Source organism: Pseudomonas sp. Root562 (assembly GCF_001427125.1).
GTDB lineage: Bacteria > Pseudomonadota > Gammaproteobacteria > Pseudomonadales > Pseudomonadaceae > Aquipseudomonas.
Genome location: NZ_LMGK01000020.1, coordinates 17,784 through 44,779 on the forward strand (window position 1 = coordinate 17,784; position 26,996 = coordinate 44,779).

The window sequence follows — 26,996 nt, forward strand, 5'->3', positions numbered from 1 at the left end:
TCAGGCCACCGCCCGGGACATGACGTACAGGCAATCGCGTACGGCAGTCCGGTCCTCTTCAAGGGTGCGCAAGTGCACACCGGGCACGTCGGGATGCGAGTCGATGCGAGCCGGTGCGTGCAGGTAGACATTCAGTGGCCGTTCGCTGGCGCAGGCCTGCAATTGGCTTTCGCGGCCGATCAGCGCGGTCAGTGCCGCATCGCTGTCGCTGCTGCCCACCGAACGCACCGCCGTCCAGCGACCTTCGCGGGCCAGCAGCATCACGCTGCGCACCGGCTCGGCGACGACGAACAGGAAGTCGCCGGCATCGAAGCTCTTATCGAAGCGGTTGAACGCCGCCATCAGGTATGGCTGTACCGAGCGCAGACGCAGGCCGCGGCCACTGGCCAGCGTCCGCAGGCGCTCCAGCAAGTCTTGTGGCAGCGCGGTTGCGATGCGGTCGTAGCCGGCCGGTTCCGCCGAGAGTACCAGGCTCCAGGGCTGGCTCGGCGCGCCATAGAGGTCTTCGAAACACAGCTGGGCAAATCCGCGCAGCTCATCGGGGCTGCTGATCTGCTCGCTCCAGGGCACCAGGCAAAAACGGCTGAAGTGCCCGGAAACCACCACGGCCAACTCCGCACCGGCACGGGTGTGTTCACCCAGCAGACGGTCGAGGGTTTCCAGGGCCACGGCCCAGGCAAGGAAACCTTCATCGATAAAGCCGACGCTGCCAAGCCACAGGGTTTCATTGCCCCGCCGCTGGCCGAGACCGACACCACTGGCGCCGAGCACGGCGACATAACGCTCACGAGATAAAAGTGACACGATTGATCTCCTCGAGCGTGGTTCGGCCTTGTTGCACCAGTTCCAGGGCTGACTCGCGCAACAGGCGCAAGCCACGTTTGCAGGCATGCGCCTTGATTTTCGCAATGGGTTGGCGCTCGACGATCATCTGCCGCAGTTCGTCGTCCAGGTGCAGCAGTTCGGCAATTGCACTACGCCCGCGGTAACCGGTACCGCGGCAGTGACCGCAACCCTTGCCGTGGACGAACTGGTAGTGAGCGACCTGCTGTGGATCGAGACCCGAGGTCTCCAGCTCTTCTTCGCTCGGCACATACGCGCTGCTGCAACTGGTGCAGACCAGGCGAATCAAGCGCTGGGCCAATACCGCATTGAGGGCACTGACGAGGCTGTAGGGATCGATTTCCATTTGGGTGAAACGACCGATCACGTCGAATACGTTGTTGGCGTGAATGGTGGTGAACACCAGGTGCCCGGTGAGTGCCGATTGCACGGCGATCTGCGCGGTATCCGGGTCGCGGATTTCACCGACCATGATCTTGTCCGGGTCGTGACGCAGGATCGAGCGCAGGCCGCGGGCGAAGGTCAGGCCTTTCTTTTCGTTGACCGGAATTTGCAGCACGCCCGGCAGTTGGTACTCGACCGGGTCTTCGATGGTGATGATCTTGTCCACGCCGTGGTTGATCTCGGTGATCATCGCGTACAGCGTGGTGGTCTTGCCGCTGCCGGTGGGGCCGGTGACCAGCACCATGCCGTAGGGCTCGGCGGCGAGGCGGCGCAGTTGGCGCAGGGTCTCTTCTTCGAAGCCCAGGGCTTGCAGCTGCACGCCGCAGACTTTGTCGGCCAGATCCTGTTTGTCGAGCACCCGCAGCACGGCATCTTCACCGAAAATGCTGGGCATGATCGACACCCGAAAGTCGATCTGCCGGCCACTGATGCCAATCTTGAAGCGACCGTCCTGGGGCACGCGTTTTTCACCGATGTCCAGCTCGGCCATGACCTTGACCCGGGAGATCACCTGTTCGGCAAACTCATTGCCCTGGATTTTGCTGATGTTGTTCAACACGCCGTCGATGCGGTACTTGATCACCAGACCGCTGCCGGTGGTGCCCAGGTGGATATCGCTGGCGTGCATTTTCAGCGCGTCGTACAGGGTTGAGTTGACCAGCTTGACCACCACACTGGAGTCTTCGCTGATGCTGGTCAGGGACAGGCTTTGCAGGTTATCGATTTCGGCGCCGGTGTCGCTCTGGGCGTTGAGCGATTCCACCGCGTGGAAACTCTCCTCGTGGCGCGCCAGGTAGGCTTTCAGGTCATCGGCATGCACCAGGTACAGAGCCGCGCCATGCAGGCAGTCGTCGATCCAGGCCAGGCGCGCGCTGTCGAACGGGTCGGCAAACACGCCGATGACTGCGTCGTCGTAATGCAGCAGGGTGAATTCGCGCTTGAGGCATTGAGCCAGGGTGACCCGGTCGAACACCGGCTTGGATTGAAACAGGCTGTCGGTGTCGAGCACCGGATAATGCAAGGTGGCGCCGAGGCATTGGATGAAAGGCATCGGGGCCAGTTCGGACAGTTGCCCAAGGGCATCGAGCATGCGTTCGCCGGAAGCGGCAGCCAGAACACGCGCCTGGGCCAATTGCTCACTGGTAAACCGGGTCGGTACACAGTCCAGCGGCGCAGCATCGACGACAAGTGATAGACGGTCCATGGCTTGCTCTCCAACGCCCGGGGCTTTGAGCCCTGTCGGCGCGGCGAGCATTTTCGGCGGGGGCCGGAACGTCTTGTCGCGCCACTACTCCCCGGTGAGCAATTGTTCGTCGTCTGGCGCTGTGGCGGCCGAGGAACTTCGTCGGCGATCAGCTAGCACCCAACTACCGTCGTACAACTGCAGCGGGAAACTTTCGGTCCTGCTCTGGCGTCGTTCGACGAATCCTTCGGAAGCGCTCGTACCTGCTCTGGGTTCTCGCCCCCTGCCTAGAAGATCCAGCACTGCCCGGGCCAATTCCGCCAACGGAAAGGGTTTGAACAGGATGTGGCTGACTCCCAGTTGCCGGGCCCGTTCGCAAACTTCTGCGGTGGGGTGCCCTGTGATCAGCACAAAATGACACTTCCTGTTATGGCGGACGGCATCGAGCACCTGAAAGCCTTCCATATCGGGCAAGCGGTAATCGAACACCATCACATCGGGTGCAAAATCGTCAGCTTCAGCGATTCCATGTGCACCGTCGTGAGCAATCCGGACGTCCAACGCCTGCGCCTGCAGGTAACCCTGGAGGTTTTCAGCAAGAAGTTGTTCGTCGTCAACAACCAGTACTTTGTTTAACAAGGTGGACTCCTTGAAACCGCAGGTCCGAATACCGAGCCTGATGGAGTGCGCGCCTTGATAGGTCTAACGCACACTTCATGCCAGGCTGAGCGCCGGTAATTTTATGTATTCATGTCCTTGAATTTAAAAGCAATGCCTGTTCGTCCACATACCCCACCCCCCAAAAGCGGGGAAAAGCGAACGCAGGTGCATTGATGCTTTTCCCCACTGTTGGGGAATGCTCAATCGTCGTCAATCCGTTCGATTCGATTGCTGGAACGCAGCTGTGCCAGCACCTGCAGACGAGCCTGAACCTGTTTCTGTCGGGCAAGGTAAGCCCGAACCATGTCAAGTCCTTGCTCTTGTGTGACATCGGCTGCCTCCATTCGGTTCTGTACATAAATCAGATGCCATCCCACCGCCGTTCGCACCGGCTCGCTGACGGCGCCCGGCGCCAGGGCAAACGCTGCCGCGTCGAACTCCGGCAGCATGCGACCGCGTGCAAAGTAGCCCAGATCACCGCCATCGCTGGCCGAAGCGTCTTGCGAACCGGTCCGGGCGACGCTGGCGAAATCTTCACCCTGAGCGATACGCGTACGCATTGCCTCCAAGCGTAGTCTCGCAGATGAAACAGTGGAAGCATCCGCACCCTGAGGCACTTTGATCAGGATATGCCTGGCCTGCACTTGTTCAGGTCGGTTCATTTCGGCGCGATGCTCGGCAAAAAACGCTTGCACCTCCTTCTCGTCCGGTTCGCTGACTTTGGTCAGATCAGCAAACATCTGCTGGGCCGCCAGCTCGCGGCGGGTGTATTCGACGTAGGTCGCCTCATTGAAACCGGCGTCCTCCAGGCGTCGGGCGAACACCTCGGCACCGCCGAAGGCCTGACGCGTCTGGTCGACCTGATGTTGCACCGCGGCGTCGCTGATCACTACGCCGCGCTTGACGGCTTCCTGCCAGAGCAGTTCCTTGTCGATCAAGGCATCCAGGGCGGCCTTGCGCAATTGCTTGTAGGCCTTGGGATTGCGGATGCTGCCCAGCGCACGGCCCTGATCTTCCAGGTATTCGGCGAAATAACGCTCCAGGCGCAACTGGGAAATTTCCTCGCCATTGACCCGTGCCACGGCCGGACCATTGCTGCAAAACGCAGCGGGAACCCATAACGTCAACAGGACCAACAAAGTCTTGAGTTTCATGTTCGGCCTCCGGTCAGGGCATGGCGGCTATGGGTTTGTACGGTGCAACCAGATAAAAGCGCTGGTCGGGCAGATCCACGGTGACGATATGGGCGCCGCTCAGGCCCAGGCGGCGACCCGGTCCAAAGCTGATCAGCGGGGTCAGGCCGGTATCGAAGTCATGCAAGCCTTCCAGGGCGCTGACCAGTTTCTCGCGGCTGGCATCGCGCCCGGCCTGCTTCATGCCTTCGCTGAGCAACAGCATCGAGCTGAAGGCGCCGACTTGCATGACCGCGTGTTCACCGCCGAGCTTCTGCCGTTCGCGCAACTGGGTCAGAGCCAAACGGCCGGCAATCGTCCAGTCGCTGGGCACGAATGGATAGGCCAGGAATACCCGCCGGGAAAAACCGCTGGGCACTTGCAACAAGTCACCCGCGACCTGGTTCGACGCGGCGAACAGGTAAGGCACCTGCCCCGCTGTTTGCAGGCGCTCGGCCAGCCGACTGAAACCGCCGCTGCTGCCCAGGTAAAACACCGAACGTGAGCCCAGGGGCAACTCGTCCTGGGCCGATTCGTAGGGTTGCAGGCGCACTTTCTGCCAGGCGTTGTCTTGCAGGTATTGCGCGAGTTTTTCCGCTGCCAGACGCTGACCGGGTTCGTCCGGATAGGCGATCAGCGTCGGGCCTTGCAGCACCCGCAAACTGGCGGCGGCATAGTTGGCCAGGGCGATCATCTGTTCACGCAGCCCCGGAAGAGGCTCGAAGATCTGCCGGCTGATCTGGGCCGAGCCTTGCAAAGACAGGGGTCCTATCAGCGGCACACCGGCCTGTTCCAGGCGCGGCACCAGCTCACTGTCCAGCGCTGGCACCAGCGGTGCAATCAGGGCGAAGACCTGTTCCTGCTCGATCAATTGGTCCAGCGCCTGCTCGGCACTGGCACGGTCCGGTCCTGGATCGAGAATGGTCAGGCGTAACTGTCGGCCGTGGATCCCGCCGGCTTCGTTGATCCGCGCGACACTGCCGCGCAGCACCGCCGCCACTGTGGCACCCTCCTCGCTCAAGGCTCCGGTGCTGGGCAGCAAGGTGCCAAGATGCAGACTGTCCGGGCTCAGTCCCGGATCACGATCATCGGCCAGGCGCTTGAGGTACGCCGTGAGGTTGCGTTGGTCATTCATCGACAGCACGAACCGCGGCATCGCCGGGTCCAGCCGATTATTGCCCGGGTCTCGCCCTTCCTGGATCGCCCGGGTCAATGTCCCTTCGGTATACGCCGGGTAAGCGCGGCCGTTGATCTGCTGCTGGCCATAAGTACTGGTCAGCCGCGACCAGCTGAGGTCCGGCGGCCGTACTCCGCCTTCAGGTCGCCCCAGTCCATCGCTGCCGTGGCAATTGGCGCACGGCAGGCTGCTGGCCGGCAACAACACGCCGGAAGCGCCGACCCTGGCCATGATCGGCTCACCGCTCGCCGACACACCCTCGCGGTACAAGCGCTTGCCCGCACTTTCACTCGGGGTCAGCGGCAACGCGTGGGCGGCGCAACTGAGGCCACTGAGGATGAACAGGCCGAGGATGAGGGCGTTTTTCATGGCGCAGGCTCAACGGCCAGCCACGGGCATTGTCAGCAACTGCAAACGCTGGGCAATGGCGGCGGCCGGGGCATCAGGACGGATTTTACTCCAGCGTTTGTTGGCCACATCGCCGACGATCAATTGGGTGGAGTGCTGCTCGGGGCTCGGTATGACCTGGCCGATGCGTCCCAGAACGAGGTCCATTTGCGCTTTGTCGCCGGTAAGAAAAAGCCAGTGGGGCCCATCGACGCCCTGCTTCAAGGTGTAAGCCTTGAGTACCGCCGGTGTATCGCGCAGCGGATCACTGGTAAGGGAGATGAAGGTAATGCCGTCCGCCTTGTCGCCCAGCACTTCGCGTACTTCCTTGAGCTTTTGGGTGATCAACGGGCAGGCATCGTTGCAACTGGTGAAAATCACGTTGAGCAGCACCACGCGGTTTTGCAGGGCGTCGCTGTAAAACCGCAGTGTGTTGCCGTTCTGGTCCTGCAACGGCGTGTCGGTGAACCAGGTTTTTGCGTCCCTCGTGCCACTCGCCGGCGGCGCCGCGGCTGTCGCGCTTGCCGGTTCCGGTTGCTCATGCCCCTCATGGGAAAACGCCGGGATACTGCTCATGCAAAAGCAGGCGGTCAGGACCATCAAGACGAACGCTCTCATGGCTGGTGCTCCATGGCGATGGCGGTATGTTTGGCATGAGCGTTGCGCTCGCCGCTGAGTTTCTCGACTTCACGGCTCAACACTGCCGGATCGGTGAAGCCGTAATAGCGGGTCCAGTGGCGACTGTTGCCGTCACCCACAAGGATCAAGGGTTGGTGATTCTTGAAGTCGCCGCTGAACGAGCCCAGGCCCTTGAGCGTGTCGTTGACTGATTGCGGTGAGCCGGTCAGCCAACTCCAGCCGGGGCCCTTCTGGAACGTACGGGCGTAGTCGTTCAGGCGTTTGGCATCGTCGCGTTGCGGGTCGATGCTGATCGATACCAGTTGCACCTCGGTGCCGACCCGCGCCCCGAGCTGTTTCTGCACCTTGCCCATGATCGAGGACACCACCGGGCAAACTGTGGTGCAGCTGGTGTAGATGAAACTCATGACCACGATCTTGTTGTCGACCAGGTCTTTTTCCAGGCGCACGGTCTTGCCGTTCTGGTCCACCAGCGCCACGTCGGCGAACTTGACCTGGGCGCGTTCCGAGCTGGCGCTTTTGGCCGCCATGTCGTGACCGGCGTGTTCATCGGCCGAGTGCGCCAGGGCCTGACCAATACCGACGGCCATCAGGCAGAGTGTCAGCAATCCATGTTGAGCTAATCGGTTCATGTCGATGTCCTCTCAATGAGCTTCGCCGGGGATCACCCGAACACTGGCAAATGTCTGGTCGCCGAAATTCGCCCCCAGCGACGCTGCACGCACGTGCAGGTACCACGCACCGTTGTGGTCGAGAGTCACCGGGGCTTCATAAACCCCGTTGCCGACATCCAGTGCCGCGACCGTCTCGGGCCGGGACGAAGGCGCCAGGAAATAGCGCACCTGCACGTCCTTTACCCCACTGCGAACTGCCTTCTGCTTGCCTTCGACGATGCGAAAACGCACAACGTAGGGGCTACCCAGTGCGGCAGTGGTTTTGTCGAGCAGGAACTCCACCTTCGCGGCGCCCATTGATTGAGTGAGCGCCGGGTTGACCTGCACGACGGTGTTGAAGCAATGGATGATGTTCGGCTGATTGAGCAGGAACGCCACGTCGAAGCGCCCTGCCGCTGGCAACTGGATCCGCGCGCTGTACAGCCCCGGCTCGACCTCGCGCAGGCTGCGGTCAATGACCATCGCCGCCCGCGCCACTTGCCCGCGGTTGGGGTAGCCGGACATCGGTGCGTTCATGCCTTCGGCGTAGAAGTACGTGGTGTTGTCGGTCGGGTTGACCACAAACACCGCGTTGTCGTCCCGCGACACCGCCAGGCTCGCCGCCAGTGGCAGGTCACCGGCCAGCCGTGGCGGCTGCGGTCCGGCTTCGAAACCCTGCGTGATCGGTTTGCGGCCTTCGCCCAGGGAGGCCAGGTTGATCATCGTCACCTTCGGCGAAGCCAGTCCGCGGACATAGGCGTAGGCCTTGGTGAACACCACTTGATAGGGCTCGGCGGATACATCCATTTCATGGATCAGCGCGTCGTTGGCCGCATCGATCACCGAGGCCTGGTTCTCCAGGGTGTTGAGCACGATGCCGAAACGGCCATCCGCGCTGAAACCCATAGGACCGAGCCCCTGCTTCAGCTTGATCACCCGGCGCACCGACTGGCTGCTGGCATCGACCACGGTCACCGTGCCGTCCTTGCCATCGGCGACATAGGCTGCGCCGGACAGCGGCGAATACACCACCGACAACGGGTGCGAGCCGGTCTTGAGCTGTTTGATGATGCTCAGGCTGGCGATGTCGATAATGCTGACGGTGCCGTCGTCGCGGTTGGTGACGAACGCAAAGCGACTGTCCTTGCTGAAGGCGATTTCATGATGGCCGCCACCGGTGGGCAAATGCTTGAGGGTCTTGAGGCTGAGGGTATCGATCACCGTGACCCCGGATTGCTCCGCATCCTTGGCATTGTTGCCGACCCACAGCAGGCGCTCGTCCGGTTGCAGGGCCACGCGCACCGGGTTGCTGCCGGCCGCGACTGAGTCGACCACTTTGAATCGTTCGCTGTCGATCACTGCGACTTCACTGGCGGCCGGCATCGAGACAAACACCCGCTTGTTGTCCCGCGGGGTGACCCAGTCCATCGGCGGTTGCTTGATATCAATGCGGGCCATGGTACTGGTGATGCCGCCCACCGACACCGACGGATCGACCACCGAAACGCTGGCGTCGCGGTTCATCACCAAGAGGAAGTAGCTGTTGAGGTCGAGCAGTGGTCGCGCGCCGATGTTCGACTTGAGGAACACACCGACCCGGGCCTTGCAGCTCTGATCGCGGCCCTGGGCCTTGTCGGCGGCCACGGCTTCCGGGTCCAGCCAGGCACCGGGGGCGACGCCCGAAAGCGGTCGGCCGGAAGCCTTGTCGGTCACGCGAAATTGCACGTCGGCGAACTCACCCTCACGCAATACGCCATCATCGGCCAGCGGCCGTACCTGCAAGGCCACCGAGACGCCGTCTCGCTCAAGCGTCTGGCCGGTCCAGGTATCGGGCAGCGCCACTTCGCTGAGCAGGGTCGGTGGCGTCGTGCGCGATACCCCGAACCAGATCAATGCCCCTGCGACAGCGAGCGCACAACTGGCCAACATGATGGTCCTGCTCATGACAAACTCCCCTTCAGATCCTTGTCAGCCTATCCAGCCTACCTACCCTTGTGGCGAGGGAGCTTGCTCCCGCCGGGCTGCGCAGCGGCCCCAAAACGTTTGCAGTCAATGCAGATTTTGTGAGTGCTTTGCACTCAAGCGGGAGCAAGCTCCCTCGCCACAGGTTGTCATTTCTTGCTCCCTCTCTCGCTCACGGCGCAGGCGCCGGCTCCGGCTCGTTGGTTACCCGCAACAACCCCCACAACCCGGACGTGTTGCCATAGGCGCCGTAGTCGCGGAACAGGTAGTCACCCGGTATCGCGTTGACGCCCCCGGCGCTCGGCAACATGAAGCTGAAGTGAGCTGCCGGCAGCACACTTTCGCGGGCGCCGATGTACATCGACATCGGGTTGTAGCCGAACTTCACCGACCCCACGCCAGGCGTGCCCATTGGATAGCCACCGGTATCGCTCTTCTCCGACAGGAACGGGTTGGTCGACCAGACGTGACCGTCAAGCTGGAACGTCGTGCCGCGACTGCCGCCGGTAGGCATCAGGATGTGCGTACGGAACGGCTGCCCCGGCTTGGCGTAGAGCACCGGCGTTTGGGGATCACCGCCCACCAGCGCATTGCTGTACGCCATGTGCGCATTCACCATGTCGCCGTAGCCCGCACCATCGGCATGCCCGAACGGTGCATCCGGGGCCAGGCCGAAGCGGTACCACATCGGTTCGGTCTTGTAGTTGATGGCCATGCTGGAGTTATCCTGCGGATCGGTCGGCACGCCGAACCCTTCTGCAGCAATCCCCTCCACCGGCCGACCGTTGGCCCAGCGAGTGTTCAAGGCTTTCTGCCAGACCATCGCAAAGTCACGATAGGTGGTTTGCCCTGGCGCAGTAACCGTCGCATTCACTTTGCGCGTGTCGTCAACCCAGGTGGCGCCCATCGGCAGGATGCTCATCGCAGCGGCCAAGCCTTTTTGCGACTGCTTGATCACATCCGCCGGGGTGAAATTCAACCCGCCGAACTCCACCGCCGTGGCGTTGATGTTGTCGACATTGCGCCCCAGTTGAGTGATCGGTTTGCCTTCACGCTCCAGGTGCCCGGCGTAGTACTGATAGGTACGGGTCGGGTAGGCACCGCTGCTGCCGACACGCGGCGGCACGGTCTGGGTCGGGTTGGCGCCGACGTTGGTGCCATCGGATTTGGTGATGTCGTACGCCAGCAACTGCGCGTGCAGACCCACGTGGCTCGATGGCCGCATCAGGTTGTTGCTGAAGGTGGTCGAACCGGTGCCGCTGTTGCGATCCCGTTTGACCATACCTTGCATCACCGCGGTCTGGGTCAGGTCCGGCATGACGCTTGGCAGACGGTTTTCCAGGGTGATGTTGATGCAGTCACCGGCCGCTGCGCGCAGCACAAGGGGTTCGACAGGCACACCGGGTTTGAGCTTGCCAGTGGTTGGGTCGAGGTCAGCCTTGCGCACGTAAAGGATCGCGGTCGGGTCATGCAGCGGCCCACTTTGCCCGCCGATGGTGATGGTTTCACCATCTTCGGGGTCGACCACGGTGACTTGAGGAATGCTCACCGGCCGCGAGTTGAACACCAGGGTGCCGCCCGCCGGATTCAACGGCCCGCCGACATGCTGGCCGAGCCCCGCCGGATCACCGATGGTCAAGCCCAACGGATTGGTGAGAATGTCGTTGGCCAGCGCCGCGACCACTTCATAGTTGCGTTGCGGGGTTGGCCGAGTGCCAATGCCATTGGGGTTGGCGCCATAGCGTGGGCAGATGCCCTCGAACGCCACGGTGTTGCGCATGCCGGTCGGTTTCGCATTGTTCGGCAACGGGAACAGATCGTTGCGTTGCGCCGTGTAGTTGCGCATCACGCCCCAGATCCCGCTCCAGTAGCCTTCGATCGACGCATCCATCGAGTACAGGTAATCACCCGTGGTGGCCGCCGAACTGGACAGCATCGATACCGGCGCAATGAAGCCCATTTGCTCGGAGATGCCGATCATCTGCGACGCGCGCCAGCCGGAGTTGGAGCTGGTGCCGAAACCGGAGCCGCTCTGCAACCACTTCACGCCGTGCAGGGTGACGTTGTGCTCCTCTTCGTGACCGCCGGCATGCACCCGCAGCCGCACGTTGTCGCCGGTGTAGGTCCGCAGCATCGGGGTGAACGGATCGCCAGGCTCGGCACCGCCCTTGTTGATGTGCGGCGGGAACAGCGTGGTGCCGCCCGTCGGGCCGGTGGCTGCGGTGATCAGGTTCGGTGCCAGGTTCATCGCCGGGATCGCACGGTCTGTCCGGCTTTGCATGGCGTACGCCAGGTCGCCGCCGAGGCCGTCGGCCTGCATGCCGCGCTTGCCGTCCGGGCCGACCTTGTTCGGGTCGTACACCCGCAGGGCCAGCGGTTCGTTGCGGTAATTGACCACGAACATGCCCGGGTCATCCACCGAGATCGCTTGTGGGCATGGCCGGCTCGGGCAGCCAGGCACCATTCCACCCTGCACTTCGATAATGCCGTCCAGCAGGGTGCTGGCGTTGTTGCGCACAGGCGGGTTGATCGCGTAGCGGAAGCTGTCGGCGGTGGCCGGGAAGCTTTGCGCATCCGGTTTACCGTCCGGCCCGGCGCCCACGTAGACACCGGCTTCATAGGCGTGCTGGAAGTCGCTGTACTCGAGGAAGAACTCACGGAAGCTGTCGTTCTTGCCGTCGCCGTCCAGGTCGCCGGTCGAGATTACCGCTTGCCATGATGTCGGCCCGCCGTCCTGCCGCGCACCGCTGTACAACGGCTCGCCGGTTTCGGCATGGAACCAGGTCGAGCCTGCCGGTTCAGCGAGCACGGTGGCGTACAGGCCAATCTGCTGGTGCGTCGATGGGCCGAGGTGGTCGTGGGTGAAGATGGTGCCCAGGCCACGGTCGACGCCCTTGGCGTTGACCACGGGGTCGACAAACCAGCGTTGCATGGCCGTCCGCGCTCCCACCCAGTCGGCCCGGCCGAATTGGCCGAAGAACGGGTGGTTCTTGGCTTTCGGACACGCCGGGGTGCCGTCACGCGGATCGGTGCCTTCGCACTGGTTGAACTCACGGATGGCGAGGATGCGCTCTTGAACGGCGCCGGGGGAAAGTACGCCGTCCTCGTAGTTCCAGCCGTTGGCCGAGCCGTCTGCGGCGGTCAGGTCCCACTTGGGCAAGTGAATGTGCTGGCCGATCACGTCGGTCGGCGTGCGCACTTGATAATCGTCCATCTCGTAGACGGCCGGCACCAGGTTGGTTTGCTGGTACTGCACGCAGTCGAAGGTGTTCATGCGCATCACCAGAGGCTCTGGCGGACGCTGCTTGGTGATCACCGGCCAGGCGTCTTCCCACAGCGCCAGGATGCGCGCTTGCGGGAAGTGATAGCCGACCTTGTTGTACACCGCGTCGAACTGGATGTTCGCCGCTTTGTAGACCCGTGGACGATCGGCGGTAAACGTCGAGGCGCCGATGAAGGACATGCCGTCGAGGCGCTCGCCACTGGCGAACTCACCGGTGCCGGCACTGCTGGTCAGGCGTTTTTGCCGGTCATCCATGCAGGGTTCGTAGTACGGCGCGCCGGCCACCGGCAAAGCGCCGTTGGTGCGGAAATTACGCGCCACGATCTGGTTGCCCGGCAGCAAGGCGTAGCTTGGGTGGTCTTTTTTCGCATGGAAGGCCATGGCTGCCTGTTCGACTTCCGTGCCCTCTTCTGGCAAGTACAGCGGTTTGGCACGTTTGACTTCCTTGGAGAAATCCAGGGATGTAGTCACGGTCTCAGCCTCGCCGCCAGCGGAAAAACCGTCCAGCGAATGACGTCCCAGGCCACCGTCCCAGCCACCGGACTGATTAGGGTCGAGGTTGGCCCACAAGGCATTGCCCGAAGACTTCAGGCTCTGTGCCGTGGCGGCGTCGAGCATGTCCAGCGGCGGAGTCGGCGGGCGTTGGCCGACCGAGCTTTCCATGCCGCCGATCCAGAACGGATAGCCAGGATTTTTCAGGGTGCCATCAGGGTTGCGGTTGGCTTCGCTGCGATCGACCAGCGCCAGCGAACCGATGGCTTGCGCGCCGCCGCTACCGCCGTGCTCGCCGTCGTCGCCTTCTACTTCATCGTCATCATCGTTGGCGGCCACCAGGGTTTCGCCGATTTTCGGCACAACCGCGACTTTGCCAGGCATCGGCGCCATGGCTTTGCCGGGCAGTGGCACCACGGCCGGGATTGGCGTGCCGGCAACAATTTCACCATCGGGCAAGGCCCGTGCACCTGCCGCAGGTTTGCCGCTGCGCAGGGCGAAGGGTTCGCTGTGGAAACCATCGGCGCCCTGTTGCGACACTTCGAGCTTGGTGCCTTCTTCAAACACATCATGCACACGCCACATGGCCCACATGCCCTGGGCAAAGTGCGGGTAGAAGTGGCAGTGATAAATCGCATCGCCTGCGACCCGGTTACGGTTGCCCGAACCGCCGTTGGCGATCTCATAGGTGTAGCCGGCACCTGGGCCGATGCCCTGGGCATCCACGTAGTCCGAGTTGTCGTCATTGGGGTTGAACAGCCACTGATGCCCGTGCAGGTGGAAAATGTGCTGCTCGTGGCCATTGTGGGTGTTGCGGAATTTGACGAAGTCACCGATGTAGCTGTGGTTGACGTTGGATGGCTCGGACGGGTACAGCGCCATGGTGGCCTTGACCCCGATCTGATCGGCGTTCGGTGTTTGACCGGGGGTGATGCCTTCCAGGCCGGCGTTGGCCGGAACGTCCACCAGCATGGCCACGTCGCCCACGGTGTGGGAGCTGAGGAAGAATTCCTCATAGGCACAGGACAGGCAATCATGCATCGGCCCGACACCCAGACGGTTCGCCACGACTTCAGCCCCCATGCCACCGGAACCATAGTTGATCATGAACGAATCGCGGGTCGGCTCCAGCACGTGGGCCATCACCGGGTCGGCCCAGTAAGCGGGAAAGGCCTGGGTCGCGGCGGTTTCATCCTGGAATTGCGAAGCAAAATCGCGGAACGGCTCCAGTCGGTTGGGGATCGCCGGGTTGCGCTTGCCAACGGCTTCCAGCGCATAGGTCGAGGGCGGGAAACTGCCATCGGCGTTGCTGCCCATCACGATCGCGTCGCTCTCGCTGGAAATGATTTCATTACCGTCGACCATATTGATGATCGGTGTGCCGGCCTTGCCTTCACGGATCCATGGCTCGCGCTGCGGGTAGCGCGCCTGGTAGTCGACGATCGGCTGGCCGGTCGGGGTGCGCCCGGTACTGGCCAGGCGCATCTCTTCTTCAGTCACGGTATTGCGATAGGTGCGACCGCCCTTGGGTACCACGACCACTTGACCGAACAGACCATTGGCGACGTTGCCGGCCGCGCCTTCACCACCGAAGGTCGCGCCACGGCTACTGGCCGCGAACACCCCCTCACGCTCGGCGTACAAGGTATAGGAGCGGGTAGCGCCGGGCGCGATCAGGGTGTTGGCGTTGCGCCCGGTGAAAGAGGCGATGTCATCAATGCTGTTGACCGCCTGCATGCCATTGACCTGAAAGCCCACATGGCGGTCGGCGACCTGTTCGTCGACTTTGAATTGATCGGTGTTGCCAGGATTCCCGCTGCCCTCTTCTTCCTCGCCCTCGCCACTTTCGTGAGAACCGGGGTTGGCCTGATAGGCCAGCAGGTTTTGCAGATTGATGGTCAGGCAGTCACCGGCGGCGACCCGCAATACCAGCGGACGCGGGCGTTTGTCAGGCCGCAGTGAAACCTTGCCCGGCACCGCCGCGCCGCCCTGGGCCAATGAAACGTCATGGTCATCGACCACATCGCGACGCAGGGCGAACATCATGCCATTGACGTTTTGCGCACCCAGGCGGTTGAACATCAGGGGCTGGTCCAGCGCCACGACGTTGGCCACCAGGTTACGTTCACAGCGCGCAGCCGCTTCGGCAAACTCGATGCCCAGCATCGAAGCGAGCAACAGCAACCAGGGAATTATGTGTGGAACGCGGTAAATGCCGGACATGATCTCGGGCCTCACTGTGGGTGCTCACAGGGAATAGTTCTCGACAAATCCCCTTCAGCAATCTGCATGCCATAAAAAATTCTTTTGTTTTTCAGTCCCTTGCGTTTGTCACTTGATCCAACGGGGGAAATCACCCAGTTATTCCCCACTTTTTCGCCGGGGCCACCATGCCCCAATGTCGGGGAAAACCGTCCCGGGGGTTTCGCTCATAGCGGCGCATCCGCTGCCAGCCCCTGCAAACGCCGGTACTGGCGCAAGACACTGGGCACATAACGTTGGGTTTCGGCGAACGGCGGGATCACCCCGCCACGGCTGAGCACCGCTTGCGGGCCGGCGTTGTAGGCCGCGACGGCAAGGGCGATGTCGTTGTCGAACAGCGTCATCAGGCGTTTGAGATAGCGGGCGCCGCCCTGGATGTTGGCCTTGGGGTCATAGACATCCTTGACCCCCATTTCCCGGGCCGTGTCGGGCATCAACTGCATCAGCCCACCGGCGCCCTTGGGCGATACGGCGCTGGCGTTGTAGCTGGACTCGGTCTGGATCACCGCGTGCAACAGCGCCGCCGGCAGCTGGTTGTCCGTGGCCGCCGCCGCCACCAGTTCGGCATAGGGGCGGGCGGCGATCATTTGCGGTTGCTGATCGAGGCTGACAACGGCCGCCTCGGCTTCACGAATCACCCGTTCATACTGGCGCCCGGGGCGGTGGACGTTGGACAGGACAAAGTTGCCCTTGGCGTCCACGGAGACGAATACATCAGCCTGTACGGTGCCGGTCAGCAGCAACAAACCGAGCATTGCTGTGGTGAGATTCTTCATGGTTCTGTCTCCCCTGCCCGGCCCCGAAAAATGGGGGTAATGCCCCAATGGCCGGACGTTTATCAGCCATACGCAAGCACTGTGCCGAAAGCGCGAGAGGCCGTATTACGGGGGTTGCAGAAGGAAGGCAAACCTCGGGCAGACCTTTGCATGGCAATTGCATAAGCCCTTGTTGCGACCCTTCTGCCGACTGTGTGAGGTCATCATGAAACAGTGTTCGCGTGTCTCTGCCCCGCGTGCTCAACGCGGGTTCACATTGCTTGAACTGTTGGTGGTGCTGGTGGTGCTTGGGCTCTTGGCCGGCATCGTCGCGCCGAAGTATTTCGCTCAACTGGGGCGTTCCGAAGTGAAAGTCGCCAAGGCGCAAATAGAAGGCCTGGGCAAAGCCCTTGATCTTTATCGCCTGGAGGTCGGCCACTACCCTTCGACCGAACAGGGCTTGCAGGCACTCGTCAGCGCGCCCAGCGATGAAACCCGCTGGACCGGCCCGTACTTGCAGAAAAAGTTGCCGCAGGACCCGTGGGGCCGTAACTACACCTACCGCTATCCCGGCGAAAACGGCGAGTACGACCTGTTGTCGATGGGCAAGGATGGCCAGCCCGGCGGCGAAGGCGAAAACGCCGAAGTCACCAGTTGGCAATGACGGACATGGCGACCATGCGCTTTCACCTCAAAGCAGTGGGCAAGGCCGGTGTGGTCACAATGACCGTGGAAGCGCCGGGGCACAGCGAAGCGCGACGCATCGCCGAAGACCAGGGCCTGCGGGTGGTCAGCCTGCGCGCCGAGCGCCATTGGCGGGCCTTGCGCCTCAAGCAGCGCGAAACCTTCAACCTGGTGTTGTTCAGCCAGGAACTGACCACGCTGCTCAATGCCGGCCTGCCGCTGATCGACGCGCTGGAAAGCCTGGCGGAAAAAGAGTCCGCGCCACAGGCCCGTAAAACCCTGAGCGAGTTGGTGCGCCTGCTTTACGAAGGCAAATCGTTCTCTCAGGCATTGGGCCAGTTGTCGGCGGTTTTCCCGCCACTGTATGTGGCGCTGGTGCAGTCCAGCGAGAAAACCGGCGCCGTGGGCGAAGCCCTGGGGCGCTATGTCAGTTATCGCCAACGCATGGACGAGGTTCGCCAAAAGATCATCAGTGCGTCGATCTACCCCCTGCTGTTGTTGGTGGTGGGCGGCGGCGTGGTGTTGTTCCTGATGGGTTATGTGGTGCCGCGCTTCAGCCTGGTGTTCGAAGGGCTGGGCTCAAACCTGCCTTGGCTGTCGCAGATCCTCATGAGCAGCGGCATGTTCCTGCACGCACATCAGGGCGAATTCTTTGGTACTTTCATGGCCTTCATCGTTGCCCTCGCCCTGCTCCAGCGCCAGCCGTCCTTTCGCCGAGCTCTGGATCGCCTGATCGAAAAGCTCCCGGCGGTACATCAGCGCATCTTCATGTATGAGTTGGCCCGTTTCTACCGCTCCCTGGGCATTCTGCTACAGGGCGGCATTCCCCTCGTCACCGCCATGGGCATGGTCCGCAATCTGCTGACTCCCGCCTCCCGCGTACGCCTGGACCAGGCCTGCGAGCGAGTGCGCGAAGGGCAATCATTGTCGGCGGCGCTGGAACTGAACCACCTGGTAACGCCGGTATCCCTGCGTTTGCTGCGTGCCGGCGAACAATCCGGCAACCTCGGCCAGATGATGGAGCGCAGTGCCGACTTCTACGACGAAGAAATCAGCCGCTGGATCGAATGGTTCGTGCGGCTGTTCGAGCCGTTGCTCATGACGTTTATCGGTTTGTTGATCGGGGTGATCGTGATTTTGATGTACATCCCGATTTTCGAGTTGGCCTCGAGCATTCACTGACCCCTCTGGAACGGGCCTGTTGGCCCGTTCCCTGGTTTGTCGACGGACTGACTGAATAAATCGCCGCACTGGCGTGTTCACCTTCTGAATATGGCAGCACGTTGCAATGTTCATCCACGCTCCAATCTGAACAAGAAGACGGAGAACGACATGCACATCAACAAGCTTTTACTGGCAGTAGCTATTGGCGCGGTTTTGTCGGCGTCTACCGTACTGATCCCGGACAGCTTTTCCGGGGTATCAAGCGCTCAGGCAAGAGATGGTGGTAGTGGCGGCGGTGGCGGTGGCGGTCACGGCGGCGGTGGTGGTGGCGGCGGTGGCGGTCACGGCGGTGGTGGTGGCAGCGGCGGTGGCGGAGGCCATGGCGGTGGCGGTAACGGCGGTGGCGGTGGCCATGGCGGTGGCGGTAACGGCGGTGGACATGGAGGGGGTGGTAACGGTGGCGGCCACGGTGGCAGTGGTGGCGGCGGTCACAGCGGCGGCTCAAGCGGCAGTGGTCATGGTGGAGACAGCGCCGGTAGCGGTCACAGCGGTAGCCACGGCTCGGGACACTCCGGCAGCACGGCTTCGAACTCAGGGCGCAGCGGCACCCATTCCGAACCAGGTGACGATCACGGCGTCCATCGTTCGGGCGATGACAATGGCGTTCACCGTTCTGGTGATGACAATGGTGTACACCGCTCAGGTGACGACAACGGCGTGCATCGCTCGGGTGATGACAATGGCGTTCATCGTTCAGGCGAGATCGGCGATGACCACGGTATTCGTCGGGCCGGGGAAGTGGGCGATGATCGCGGCCTGCATGCGGCCGGTGAACCCGGAGATGACAAACGCATGAACTGACTTGCACTGAACCGTGTAGGAGCGAAGCTTGCTCGCGATGGCGGTGGTCCACTCAACGGTGATGTTGATTGACACATCGTTATCGCGAGCAAGCTTTGCTCCTACAGGGGATCACGTGAATCTTCAGTATCCAGCCGCTCGCGCAGAAACCCGATCAACGCCTGCACCGGCCGCGACGCCTGGCGATGCTGTGGATACACCGCCGATAACGTCAGCGGCTGCGGTCGAAACTCATCGAGCACCGGCACCAGCCTGCCATCCTGCAGCGCCGAACCGACGATGAATGCAGGCAAATAGGTAATCCCCATCCCGGCAATCGCCGCGTCCCTGAGCAACTCTCCGTTATTGACCCGCATCCGCCCGGTGACATTGACGGCCAGTGGCCTGCCCTGTCCGTTGAATCGCCATTGCACCTGTCGGCCGTGGCCATAGGGCAGGCAATCATGGTTGAGCAAATCTTCAGGTTTGACCGGTCTGCCGCGCTCGGCCAAATAGGCCGGACTGGCGCAATACACCCGCTCGATCGAAGCGATGCGTCGGGCAATGAGCGTCGAATCTTCCAGCGTACCGATGCGCAATGCCAGGTCGTAGCCTTCACCGAGCAGATCAACCGGCCGGTCGCTTAAATCCATTTCTACGGTAACGTCACGATAGCGCTGCAAAAACTCCGGCAGCAGCCAGCCCAGATGCGCCAAGGCAAACGACAGCGGAGCGCTGACGCGGACAGTGCCGCGCGGCTCGGTGGTTTGCCCGGCAATGCCCTGCTCCACTTGCTCGACTTCGGCGAGCAGGCGAAGGGCAGATTCGTAGTAGCTCTGGCCCAGAGGTGTGACGTCCAGGCGCCGGGTCGAGCGATTGAGCAGACGCACGCCAAGGCGTTCTTCGAGCTGCATCAAACGGCGGCTGACGAATTGCTTGGACAAGCCCAACTGATCGGCCGCCGCGGTGAAACTGCCAGAATCCATGACCTGGCAAAAAATACGCATGTCTTCGAACGGGTTCATTGTCACGCCTTGGTTGACGGTCCGGTACTTTATACCAAGGTCAGTCTGCCAACGGCTTTTCTGTAGGAGCGAGCCTGCTCGCTCCTACAGGGGCGTTGCTTATTTCGCGGTAAACGTGGTGTAGCTGTTGATCAGGTTGCGGTAGTTCGGGATGCGTTCGGAAAGCAGGTTGGCCAGGCCTTCCATGTCGTTGCGCCAGTCGCCTTGCAGTTCGCAGGCCACGGAGAACCAGTTAAGCAGCTGTGCACCGGCCGCCGACATGCGCGCCCAGGCGGCTTGTTGCACGGTGGTGTTGAAGGTGCCGGAAGCATCGGTCACCACGAACACGTCAAAGCCTTCGGCCAGTGCGGACAGCGTCGGGAACGCCACGCACACGTCGGTCACCACACCGGCAATGATCAGTTGCTTGCGCCCGGTAGCCTTCACTGCCTTGACGAAGTCTTCGTTGTCCCAAGCGTTGATCTGGCCAGGGCGCGCAATGAACGGCGCGTCGGGGAACTGCGCCTTGAGCTCCGGCACGATCGGGCCGTTCGGGCCGCTGTCGAAACTGGTGGTGAGGATGGTCGGCAAGTTGAAGAATTTGGCGATGTCACCCAGGGCCAGTACGTTGTTCTTGAACTCATTGGGCGAAAAATCCTGCACCAGCGAGATCAGACCTGTCTGGTGATCGACCAACAGCACAACGGCATCGTCTTTATTCAGGCGTTTGTAGGGAACGTTGCTCATGGGTAACTCCTCGGTGGATGAATGTCTTTTGGGTGTTCGTCAGAAAGCAAAACACGAGCAGCCGAAGGCGCCCCAGAAACCGGCAAAGTCGCTGACCGGCGCATTCGACAGGCGCGCCCGTTCATGGCTGTGGGAATGCACCGCACACGGACCGCTGCACTGATGAACCTGCGCTTGCAGGGGTGAGGCTGGCCGCCAATGGCCCGGCACTTTCACCACCGGCGACCAATCCGGCAGCACCGGCACACTGGCCGGGCCAAGTTTTTCGAAGTCGCCGGCGGCATACACCACTTTGCCGCCGACCACGGTCAGCACCGACTCGATCCATTTGATCGCTTCTTCGTCGACACTGAAAAAGTCCGCGCTCAACGCCGCGATATCGGCCAGCTGTCCGACCTTGATCTGGCCCTTCTTGCCCTGCTCGGACGAGAACCAGGCGCTGCCATGGGTGAACAGTTCCAGCGCAGTCTGGCGCGACAGGCCTTCGGCATGCAGCGCCATGCCGCCGACGGTGCGTGCGCTGACCATCCAGTACAACGAGGTCCATGGATTGTAGCTCGACACGCGCGTGGCATCGGTGCCCGCGCCTACCGGCACACCTTCAGCGAGCATGCGTTTGATCGGCGGGGTGGCTTCGGCCGCTTTGGCCCCATAACGCTCGACAAAATACTCACCCTGGAACGCCATGCGATCCTGAATCGCAATGCCGCCGCCCAGCGCCCTCACCCGCTCGATGTTCTGCGGGGTAATGGTTTCGGCGTGATCGAAAAACCAGGGCAGGCCATTGAACGGAATGTCGCGGTTGACCTTCTCGAACACATCGAGCATGCGACTGATGGATTCGTTGTAGGTGGCATGCAGACGGAACGGCCAGCGCTGTTCGACGAGGTGGCGCACCACTGGCTCCAGCTCGTCCTCCATGCTCTGCGGCAGGTCAGGGCGCGGTTCGAGGAAGTCTTCGAAGTCTGCCGCCGAGAACACCAGCATTTCCCCGGCGCCGTTGTGACGCAGGAAGTCATCGCCCTGGTGCAATTTGACGCTACCGGTCCAGTTCTGGAAGTCGGCCAGCTCTTCTTTGGGTTTCTGGGTAAACAGGTTGTAGGCGATGCGCACGGTCAGTTGCTCATCCTTGGCCAATTGTTCGATCACCTGATAATCGTCGGGATAATTCTGGAAACCACCGCCGGCGTCGATGGCACTGGTCAGGCCCAGACGATTGAGTTCGCGCATGAACTGCCGCGTCGAGTTGACCTGATACTCCAGCGGCAACTTCGGCCCCTTGGCCAGGGTCGAGTAGAGAATCATCGCGTTGGGACGTGCCACCAGCATGCCGGTGGGGTTGCCGTTAGCGTCGCGAACGATTTCGCCGCCCGGCGGGTTCGGCGTGTCGCGGGTGTACCCGGCTACCCGCAGCGCGGCCCGGTTGAGCAAGGCCCGATCATACAAATGCAGGACGAACACCGGTGTGTCCGGCGCGGCCTGATTGAGTTCATCAAGGGTCGGCATGCGTTTTTCGGCAAACTGAAACTCGTTCCAGCCACCCACCACGCGCACCCACTGCGGTGTTGGTGTGCGATCGGCTTGCTCCTTGAGCATGCGCAAGGCGTCGGCCAGCGAGGGCACACCTTCCCAGCGCAATTCAAGGTTGTAGTTCAGGCCCCCGCGGATCAAGTGCAAGTGCGAGTCATTGAGACCGGGAATCACGCAACGGCCCTTGAGGTCGATCACTTGCGTGACCGGACCGCGTAACGCCATGGCCTGGGCATCGCTGCCGACCGCTACAAAGCGACCGTCACTGATCGCAACCGCACTGGCGTGCGGATTCTCGCGGTCGACCGTATGAAATTGGCCATTGAACAGAATCAGATCGGCGTTCATCGCAGTTCCTTAAGGCAATTTGGCAGGGGACTGGCCGGCTTCCAGCCAGGGCGCAAACAGGCGCGTGGCGAGCGGCATGAAGACGTACACCACTGACAGCACGATGGTCAGGGTGATCAGGAACGTGGCGACCACGTAATTGGAAAGAAATGCGTTGAGCTGCAGCAACGGCCCCCAAAGCAGCGGTACCAACAGCGTGTGCGGCAGGATCACCAGCAGCGTGACCACCGCCTGCTTCCAGCGCGGTGCAGGCGAGCCGGTTTCAGTCTGCGGGGTAAACCAGAACTCGTTGACCGGGTTGACCTCGGTCTGGTCGCCATCAGCGAGCATCGGCGCAGCTTCGTCGACCAGCGCCTGGCGCTGCGGCGAATCGAGCCAGCGCTGCATCGCTTCAGTGGAGCAAAAGCGCAGCACGCAGGTGTACGTGTCGAGACCCGCGCTTTTGCCACGCACCACATCCACCCCCAGGTGCCCCACGCTTTGCCCGGCAACCTTGACGATGTTGCGCAGCCAGGCTTCATACGGCACTTCGGAACCGGCCTTGATCCGATGCTTGACGATCAACGTGACAACTTCATCGAACCCAGGTGTCTGTGTGCTCCGGGACTGGATTTCAGACATGACGAAGGTCTCCGACGTAACAATGTTGAAAGGACTTCAATGTTGCCGATGACGGGAAGGAAAAAATTGCATGTACGTGCTTTTTTTTTAAACGTGCCGCCCGGACTCAGGGCTTGCGCAACAAATAGGTATCCATGATCCAGCCATTGGCCTGTCGGGCCGCCTTGCGGACCCGCTCAATCTCATCCGCGACGTCCCTGAGCTTGCCGCTGATCAGGATTTCATCGGGTGTCCCCAGGTAGGCCCCCCAATAAATCTGCGTGTCCTGATCCGCTACCTGTTGGTAGGCGTCCTGGGCATCGAGCATCACCACCAGGCTATCGGCGTCGCTCACCTGCCCCGCGGCCAGTCGCCGGCCAGTGGTGATTTCAACCGGACGACCGATCTGATTGAGCGTCACTTTGTGCTGCGCCGCCAGCGCCTGAACGCTGGTGATGCCGGGAATCACCTCGTATTCGAAAGCGCAGGTGCCTGCCGCGAGAATGGCCTGCAGGATTCGCAGGGTGCTGTCGTAAAGTGCCGGGTCACCCCATACCAGGAACCCGCCGCACTGGCCGTCCGTCATTTGCTCATTGATCAGGCGCTCGAAGGTACGCTGCTTGACCAGGTTCAGCTCATTGACGCTGCAAGTGTAGTCAACATCGCCACGCTCGCGTTCCGCAACCGGCGCTTCGACAAAGCGGTAATCGCGATGGCTGATGTAACGCTCACAAATGTCGCGGCGCAGGTCGACCAGTTTGTCTTTGCTCCGGCCCTTGTCCATGAGGAAAAACACATCGACCCGATTCAGCGCCTTGACCGCTTGCACGGTGATGTAATCAGGGTTGCCGGCACCGATGCCGATGACCATTATCTTTTTCATCAAGACACCCCTTCAGGATCAGTGCCCGGCAGCCGCAAGCGCCAGCAACCATTGAACCGCAACTCGATGGACGACAGCGGCTCGACATCGATCAGGTTGTAGGCCGGGCTCTGCAGGACGTGACTCAGAGCGGCACGAATGACAAACGGATGGGTAACGGCGATGAAATGCCCAGGTGTTGCTTGCAGCGTCGTCAGCCACTCAGCGATGCGCGTACAAACCTGCGCCACCGACTCACCACCGTGCGGGGCCGCATGCGGGTCGGCAATCCAGCCCTGCAATAATTCAGGTTCGGATGTTTGCACGTCATTGATGCTTGCGCCGCACCAGCGCCCGAAATCGCAATCTCTCAGGGCTGCGACGACCTCCATCGTACTGCCGAACAATTCGGCGGTTTGTCGGGTGCGCAGCTCCGGCCCGCATAACAGCTTCGGCGCACCCTTGAATTGAGAACTGCGCGAACCCCGCGCCGATTGCCAATCCATCTCCAGCGGCTCGTTTGTAGGAAACCGCGCAAGTTTTTGTGCGACAGTTCGTGCATGGCACATCAGGGTCAAACGAGTCGCCTTCACGCGGGGTTTCTCTGTCGGGTGGAAGGGATAAACGGCGTTTAATCGCCAGCCAGAGGCAATTGTGCCGTAAGAGTCGGCATCGGGGTTGTTTCCTTTGACTTGAAATGGGTAATGGCCGGATGCCTTTCATGCTACAGGATCAGCCATCTCTGACTGCTCTTTGGGCGTTTGCCTACAAGCCTGATCGACTTACCTGAAGCCCCGATGCGCATCGATCAAAAATCGTCACTGGACGTTGAAATCCCGCACGAAAATTAACTAGACATGCAGTGCGGCTTAAATAAATACTGCTTTCAACGGATTACCGATAGCCCACATCCAGCAGGAGCCCGGATGCCTGTTTTGCCAGCCCCGAACATCGATTCCGGTCTGGAACCTGACCCATACGAACGCAAGATCCATTCACCCTGACGAGCCCCATGGCAGGGTCTGGAGCGGGCACGGTGATGCGTGTAGTCATACCCGGTAACGAACAAAAAAGAGCGACGCCTTACAAGGCTACCGCCGAAAAAATGCGTGGAAAACCGACAGTGATTGTCAGGCTTGGTGCCCCGTCACCCAGCCCTTTGAGACAGGAGTGCATCCATGCTGGTCTTGCGCCCAGTGCAGTTAACCGACCTGCCCCAGTTGCAGCGCCTTGCTCGCGAAAGCCTGGTGGGCGTCACGTCCTTGCCGGACGACAGCGAGCGCTTGCGCGATAAAATCCTCGATTCCTGCACATCTTTCGAGCAAAACGTGCAGAACCCCGGGCCGGAGAATTATTTCTTCGTACTCGAGGACCTGACAAACCGGTCTCTGATCGGATGCTCGGAGATTCTGGCGACTGCCGGGTTCGACGAACCGTTCTACAGCCTGCGCAATCGCCACTTCAATAGTGCCTCGCGAGAGTTGAACATCGAGCACGGCGTGCCGGCGTTGTCGCTGTGCCAGGACCTCAGTGGCCACACATTGCTGCGCGGTTTTCACATTGATGGCGCATGGACAGGAACGGCCGCCTCCGAACTGTTGTCGCGAGCGCGCCTGCTGTTCATCGCCGCCCATGCCCAGCGCTTTTGCGGCACAGTGATTACCGAAATCGTCGGTTACAGCAGCGATGAGGGACATTCACCCTTCTGGGATGCCGTGGGCAAACACTTCTTCGACCTGCCCTACGTCGAAGCAGAGCGCTTGTGTGGCCTGGAAAGCCGGGCGTTCCTCGCCGAATTGATGCCGCAATATCCGATCTACGTGCCCATGCTGCCCCAAGCCGCACAGGACTGCATCGGCCGGATCCACCCCGATGGCCAGGAAGCCTTCGACATTCTTCAGCGCGAGGGATTCGAAACCAATCACTACGTCGACCTTTTCGACGGCGGTCCAACCCTGCTGGCCCGCACGGGCAACATACGGTCCATCGCCCAAAGCCAAACCACCCAGGCCAGCCCCGGTGCGTTCATCGACGCTCGAGGGCGTTACCTGGTCAGCAATGATTCGCTGGAGAACTTTCGCGTCATCATTGCAGAACTGGACTACCTGCCCGGAAAACCCGTGACCCTCGATGCCGCGATGTGTGCAGCGTTGAAGGTGACCGAGGGCCGTCAGGTTCGGTTGATTGCCCTGTGAGCATCGTTGTGTGCGGTGCCCGACAACGATCCCCGTACAAACCCGAAGCAGGAGCGGCATCATGATTGTTCGACCGGCCCAGGTGACCGACCTGCCTGCCCTGCTCGCGTTGGTTCGGCTTGCGGGTCGAGGGATGACGACTTTGCCGGCCGACGAAGAACGACTGAACTACCGATTGCGATGGGCAAAAAGAACGTTCGCCGAGCAGGTCGAACGTGCCGATGCGGATTACCTGTTCGTACTCGAAGACGACGATCAGCAAGTGGTGGGCGTGAGTGCCGTGGCGGGAGCCGTTGGCCTGCGCGAACCCTGGTACAACTATCGGGTCGGTCTGACGGTCAGCTCATCCCCGGACCTGGGGATCCAGCGACACATTCCGACCTTGTTCCTGAGCAATGAAATGACCGGGCAATCGGAACTCCGCACGTTGTTCCTGCGCCCCGACCAGCGCCTGGGCAGCCACGGTCGACTTCTATCCCTGAGTCGCCTGTTGTTTGTCGCGGAGTTCCCGAGCCTGTTTGGCGACAAACTCATCGCCGAGCTGCGCGGCAGTGCCGACGAACAGGGCTGTTCGCCCTTCTGGGACAGCGTGGGCCGCCACTTTTTCCAGATGGATTTCAGCCACGCCGATCACCTGTCCGGGTTGGGCAACAAATCGTTCATCGCCGAACTGATGCCACGCCAACCCATTTATACCTGTCTGCTCACAGAACAGGCTCAAGCCGTGATCGGCAAACCTCACGCCAACAGCGAAGCGGCACTGAAAATCCTCAGCGACGAGGGTTTTGACCACAAAGGTTATATCGACATTTTCGACGCCGGCCCGGTCATCGAAGCCCCGACCTCCGGCATTCGCACCGTGCGCGACAGTCAATTGCTTGATTTGGCCATTGGCACTCCGGACGAGCAGGCGCCGCTGTGGCTGATCCACAACCGCCGACTGGAAAACTGTCGCATCACTGCTGCCCGGGCTCGACAATCAGGGCACAGTCTGGTGGTTGATCGTCTCACCGCCAAACGCCTGCAATTGCGACCCGGCGATTCTGTTCGAGCCGTCCCCTTGCTCAAACAACAGCAGCAGGCAGTGGCGGCGTAACATCTCAATTGCCT

General features: G+C 61.5%; 21 protein-coding genes. 5 read left to right on the forward strand and 16 right to left on the reverse strand.

Annotated elements, in window-relative coordinates:
• From ASD60_RS13825 to ASD60_RS13870, 10 genes are all read right to left on the reverse strand, one after another.
• Positions 1-804, reverse strand: a complete 804-nt coding sequence (locus ASD60_RS13825) for a hypothetical protein (protein ID WP_056854541.1) — start codon at positions 802-804, stop codon at positions 1-3.
• Positions 785-2,491, reverse strand: coding sequence for a GspE/PulE family protein (locus ASD60_RS13830; protein WP_056854542.1), 1,707 nt, complete (start codon positions 2,489-2,491; stop codon positions 785-787). Before ASD60_RS13830 ends, ASD60_RS13825 begins: the two co-directional genes overlap by 20 nt.
• Positions 2,492-2,575: 84 nt before the next feature.
• Positions 2,576-3,109: a response regulator gene (locus ASD60_RS28355; RefSeq protein WP_082557590.1), complete on the reverse strand. Its 534-nt coding sequence runs from the start codon at positions 3,107-3,109 to the stop codon at positions 2,576-2,578.
• Positions 3,110-3,330: 221 nt separating this feature from the next.
• Positions 3,331-4,284, reverse strand: a complete 954-nt coding sequence (locus ASD60_RS13840) for a peptidylprolyl isomerase (RefSeq protein ID WP_056854544.1) — start codon at positions 4,282-4,284, stop codon at positions 3,331-3,333.
• 13 nt (positions 4,285-4,297) lie between these two features.
• Positions 4,298-5,848, reverse strand: a complete 1,551-nt coding sequence (locus ASD60_RS13845; protein WP_056854545.1) for a cytochrome c/ABC transporter substrate-binding protein — start codon at positions 5,846-5,848, stop codon at positions 4,298-4,300.
• 9 nt (positions 5,849-5,857) lie between these two features.
• Positions 5,858-6,484: an SCO family protein gene (locus ASD60_RS13850; protein WP_056854546.1), complete on the reverse strand. Its 627-nt coding sequence runs from the start codon at positions 6,482-6,484 to the stop codon at positions 5,858-5,860.
• The gene (locus ASD60_RS13855) at positions 6,481-7,137 is read right to left on the reverse strand and encodes an SCO family protein (protein ID WP_056854547.1); all 657 of its coding nucleotides are present in this window, start codon (positions 7,135-7,137) and stop codon (positions 6,481-6,483) included. The genes ASD60_RS13850 and ASD60_RS13855 overlap by 4 nt, the downstream gene beginning before the upstream one ends.
• 12 nt (positions 7,138-7,149) lie before the next feature.
• Positions 7,150-9,102, reverse strand: a complete 1,953-nt coding sequence (locus ASD60_RS13860) for a YncE family protein (protein ID WP_056854548.1) — start codon at positions 9,100-9,102, stop codon at positions 7,150-7,152.
• A 190-nt stretch (positions 9,103-9,292) separates the two neighbouring features.
• Entirely contained in the window at positions 9,293-15,118 is a 5,826-nt protein-coding gene (gene mnxG, locus ASD60_RS13865; RefSeq protein ID WP_056854549.1) for a manganese-oxidizing multicopper oxidase MnxG, read from the reverse strand.
• A 206-nt stretch (positions 15,119-15,324) separates the two neighbouring features.
• The gene (locus ASD60_RS13870; protein WP_056854550.1) at positions 15,325-15,933 is read right to left on the reverse strand and encodes a lytic transglycosylase domain-containing protein; all 609 of its coding nucleotides are present in this window, start codon (positions 15,931-15,933) and stop codon (positions 15,325-15,327) included.
• Between the two features lie 205 nt (positions 15,934-16,138).
• On the opposite strand from ASD60_RS13870, the gene gspG reads away from it, so the two are divergent.
• From gspG to ASD60_RS13885, 3 genes are all read left to right on the forward strand, one after another.
• The gene (gspG, locus tag ASD60_RS13875; protein WP_056854551.1) at positions 16,139-16,576 is read left to right on the forward strand and encodes a type II secretion system major pseudopilin GspG; all 438 of its coding nucleotides are present in this window, start codon (positions 16,139-16,141) and stop codon (positions 16,574-16,576) included.
• Positions 16,577-16,590: 14 nt separating this feature from the next.
• Positions 16,591-17,778 carry a type II secretion system F family protein gene (locus ASD60_RS13880; protein WP_056854885.1) on the forward strand — a complete coding sequence of 396 codons (1,188 nt, stop codon included), beginning with the start codon at positions 16,591-16,593 and terminating at the stop codon, positions 17,776-17,778.
• A gap of 150 nt (positions 17,779-17,928) precedes the next feature.
• Positions 17,929-18,621 (forward strand): hypothetical protein, encoded by a 693-nt coding sequence (locus ASD60_RS13885; protein WP_082557591.1) that lies wholly within the window; start codon positions 17,929-17,931, stop codon positions 18,619-18,621.
• Between the two features lie 101 nt (positions 18,622-18,722).
• Here the strand turns inward: ASD60_RS13885 and ASD60_RS13890 are convergent, their stop codons facing one another.
• From ASD60_RS13890 to ASD60_RS13915, 6 genes are all read right to left on the reverse strand, one after another.
• Positions 18,723-19,625, reverse strand: a complete 903-nt coding sequence (locus tag ASD60_RS13890) for a LysR family transcriptional regulator (protein ID WP_056854553.1) — start codon at positions 19,623-19,625, stop codon at positions 18,723-18,725.
• Between the two features lie 99 nt (positions 19,626-19,724).
• Entirely contained in the window at positions 19,725-20,351 is a 627-nt protein-coding gene (gene ycaC / locus ASD60_RS13895; RefSeq protein ID WP_056854554.1) for an isochorismate family cysteine hydrolase YcaC, read from the reverse strand.
• A 39-nt stretch (positions 20,352-20,390) separates the two neighbouring features.
• Positions 20,391-22,229, reverse strand: coding sequence for an amidohydrolase (locus tag ASD60_RS13900; protein WP_056854555.1), 1,839 nt, complete (start codon positions 22,227-22,229; stop codon positions 20,391-20,393).
• Between the two features lie 9 nt (positions 22,230-22,238).
• The gene (locus ASD60_RS13905; protein ID WP_056854556.1) at positions 22,239-22,850 is read right to left on the reverse strand and encodes an antibiotic biosynthesis monooxygenase; all 612 of its coding nucleotides are present in this window, start codon (positions 22,848-22,850) and stop codon (positions 22,239-22,241) included.
• A 106-nt stretch (positions 22,851-22,956) separates the two neighbouring features.
• Positions 22,957-23,712: a precorrin-6A synthase (deacetylating) gene (cobF, locus tag ASD60_RS13910; RefSeq protein ID WP_056854557.1), complete on the reverse strand. Its 756-nt coding sequence runs from the start codon at positions 23,710-23,712 to the stop codon at positions 22,957-22,959.
• Positions 23,712-24,284, reverse strand: a complete 573-nt coding sequence (locus tag ASD60_RS13915) for a histidine phosphatase family protein (protein WP_056854558.1) — start codon at positions 24,282-24,284, stop codon at positions 23,712-23,714. The genes cobF and ASD60_RS13915 overlap by 1 nt, the downstream gene beginning before the upstream one ends.
• A 585-nt stretch (positions 24,285-24,869) precedes the next feature.
• Here ASD60_RS13915 and ASD60_RS13920 point away from each other — a divergent pair.
• Together ASD60_RS13920 and astA are read left to right on the forward strand one after the other, a co-directional pair.
• On the forward strand, positions 24,870-25,886 hold the full coding sequence (locus ASD60_RS13920) for an arginine N-succinyltransferase (protein ID WP_056854559.1): 1,017 nt from the start codon (positions 24,870-24,872) through the stop codon (positions 25,884-25,886).
• A 61-nt stretch (positions 25,887-25,947) separates the two neighbouring features.
• On the forward strand, positions 25,948-26,982 hold the full coding sequence (astA, locus tag ASD60_RS13925) for an arginine N-succinyltransferase (RefSeq protein WP_056854560.1): 1,035 nt from the start codon (positions 25,948-25,950) through the stop codon (positions 26,980-26,982).
• Positions 26,983-26,996 lie beyond the last annotated feature (14 nt).

Bases quoted from the DNA above. Each gene is read 5' to 3' on its own strand.
- cobF (WP_056854557.1), bottom strand. From the start codon at position 23,712: ATGAAAAAGATAATGGTCATCGGCATCGGTGCCGGCAACCCTGATTAC.
- ASD60_RS13855 (WP_056854547.1), bottom strand. From the start codon at position 7,137: ATGAACCGATTAGCTCAACATGGATTGCTGACACTCTGCCTGATGGCC.
- ASD60_RS13885 (WP_082557591.1), top strand. From the start codon at position 17,929: ATGCACATCAACAAGCTTTTACTGGCAGTAGCTATTGGCGCGGTTTTG.
- ycaC (WP_056854554.1), bottom strand. From the start codon at position 20,351: ATGAGCAACGTTCCCTACAAACGCCTGAATAAAGACGATGCCGTTGTG.
- ASD60_RS13830 (WP_056854542.1), bottom strand. From the start codon at position 2,491: ATGGACCGTCTATCACTTGTCGTCGATGCTGCGCCGCTGGACTGTGTA.
- ASD60_RS13850 (WP_056854546.1), bottom strand. From the start codon at position 6,484: ATGAGAGCGTTCGTCTTGATGGTCCTGACCGCCTGCTTTTGCATGAGC.
- ASD60_RS13920 (WP_056854559.1), top strand. From the start codon at position 24,870: ATGCTGGTCTTGCGCCCAGTGCAGTTAACCGACCTGCCCCAGTTGCAG.
- ASD60_RS13845 (WP_056854545.1), bottom strand. From the start codon at position 5,848: ATGAAAAACGCCCTCATCCTCGGCCTGTTCATCCTCAGTGGCCTCAGT.
- ASD60_RS13900 (WP_056854555.1), bottom strand. From the start codon at position 22,229: ATGAACGCCGATCTGATTCTGTTCAATGGCCAATTTCATACGGTCGAC.
- gspG (WP_056854551.1), top strand. From the start codon at position 16,139: ATGAAACAGTGTTCGCGTGTCTCTGCCCCGCGTGCTCAACGCGGGTTC.
- ASD60_RS13860 (WP_056854548.1), bottom strand. From the start codon at position 9,102: ATGAGCAGGACCATCATGTTGGCCAGTTGTGCGCTCGCTGTCGCAGGG.
- mnxG (WP_056854549.1), bottom strand. From the start codon at position 15,118: ATGTCCGGCATTTACCGCGTTCCACACATAATTCCCTGGTTGCTGTTG.
- ASD60_RS13880 (WP_056854885.1), top strand. From the start codon at position 16,591: ATGCGCTTTCACCTCAAAGCAGTGGGCAAGGCCGGTGTGGTCACAATG.
- ASD60_RS13840 (WP_056854544.1), bottom strand. From the start codon at position 4,284: ATGAAACTCAAGACTTTGTTGGTCCTGTTGACGTTATGGGTTCCCGCT.
- astA (WP_056854560.1), top strand. From the start codon at position 25,948: ATGATTGTTCGACCGGCCCAGGTGACCGACCTGCCTGCCCTGCTCGCG.
- ASD60_RS13890 (WP_056854553.1), bottom strand. From the start codon at position 19,625: ATGAACCCGTTCGAAGACATGCGTATTTTTTGCCAGGTCATGGATTCT.
- ASD60_RS13870 (WP_056854550.1), bottom strand. From the start codon at position 15,933: ATGAAGAATCTCACCACAGCAATGCTCGGTTTGTTGCTGCTGACCGGC.
- ASD60_RS13905 (WP_056854556.1), bottom strand. From the start codon at position 22,850: ATGTCTGAAATCCAGTCCCGGAGCACACAGACACCTGGGTTCGATGAA.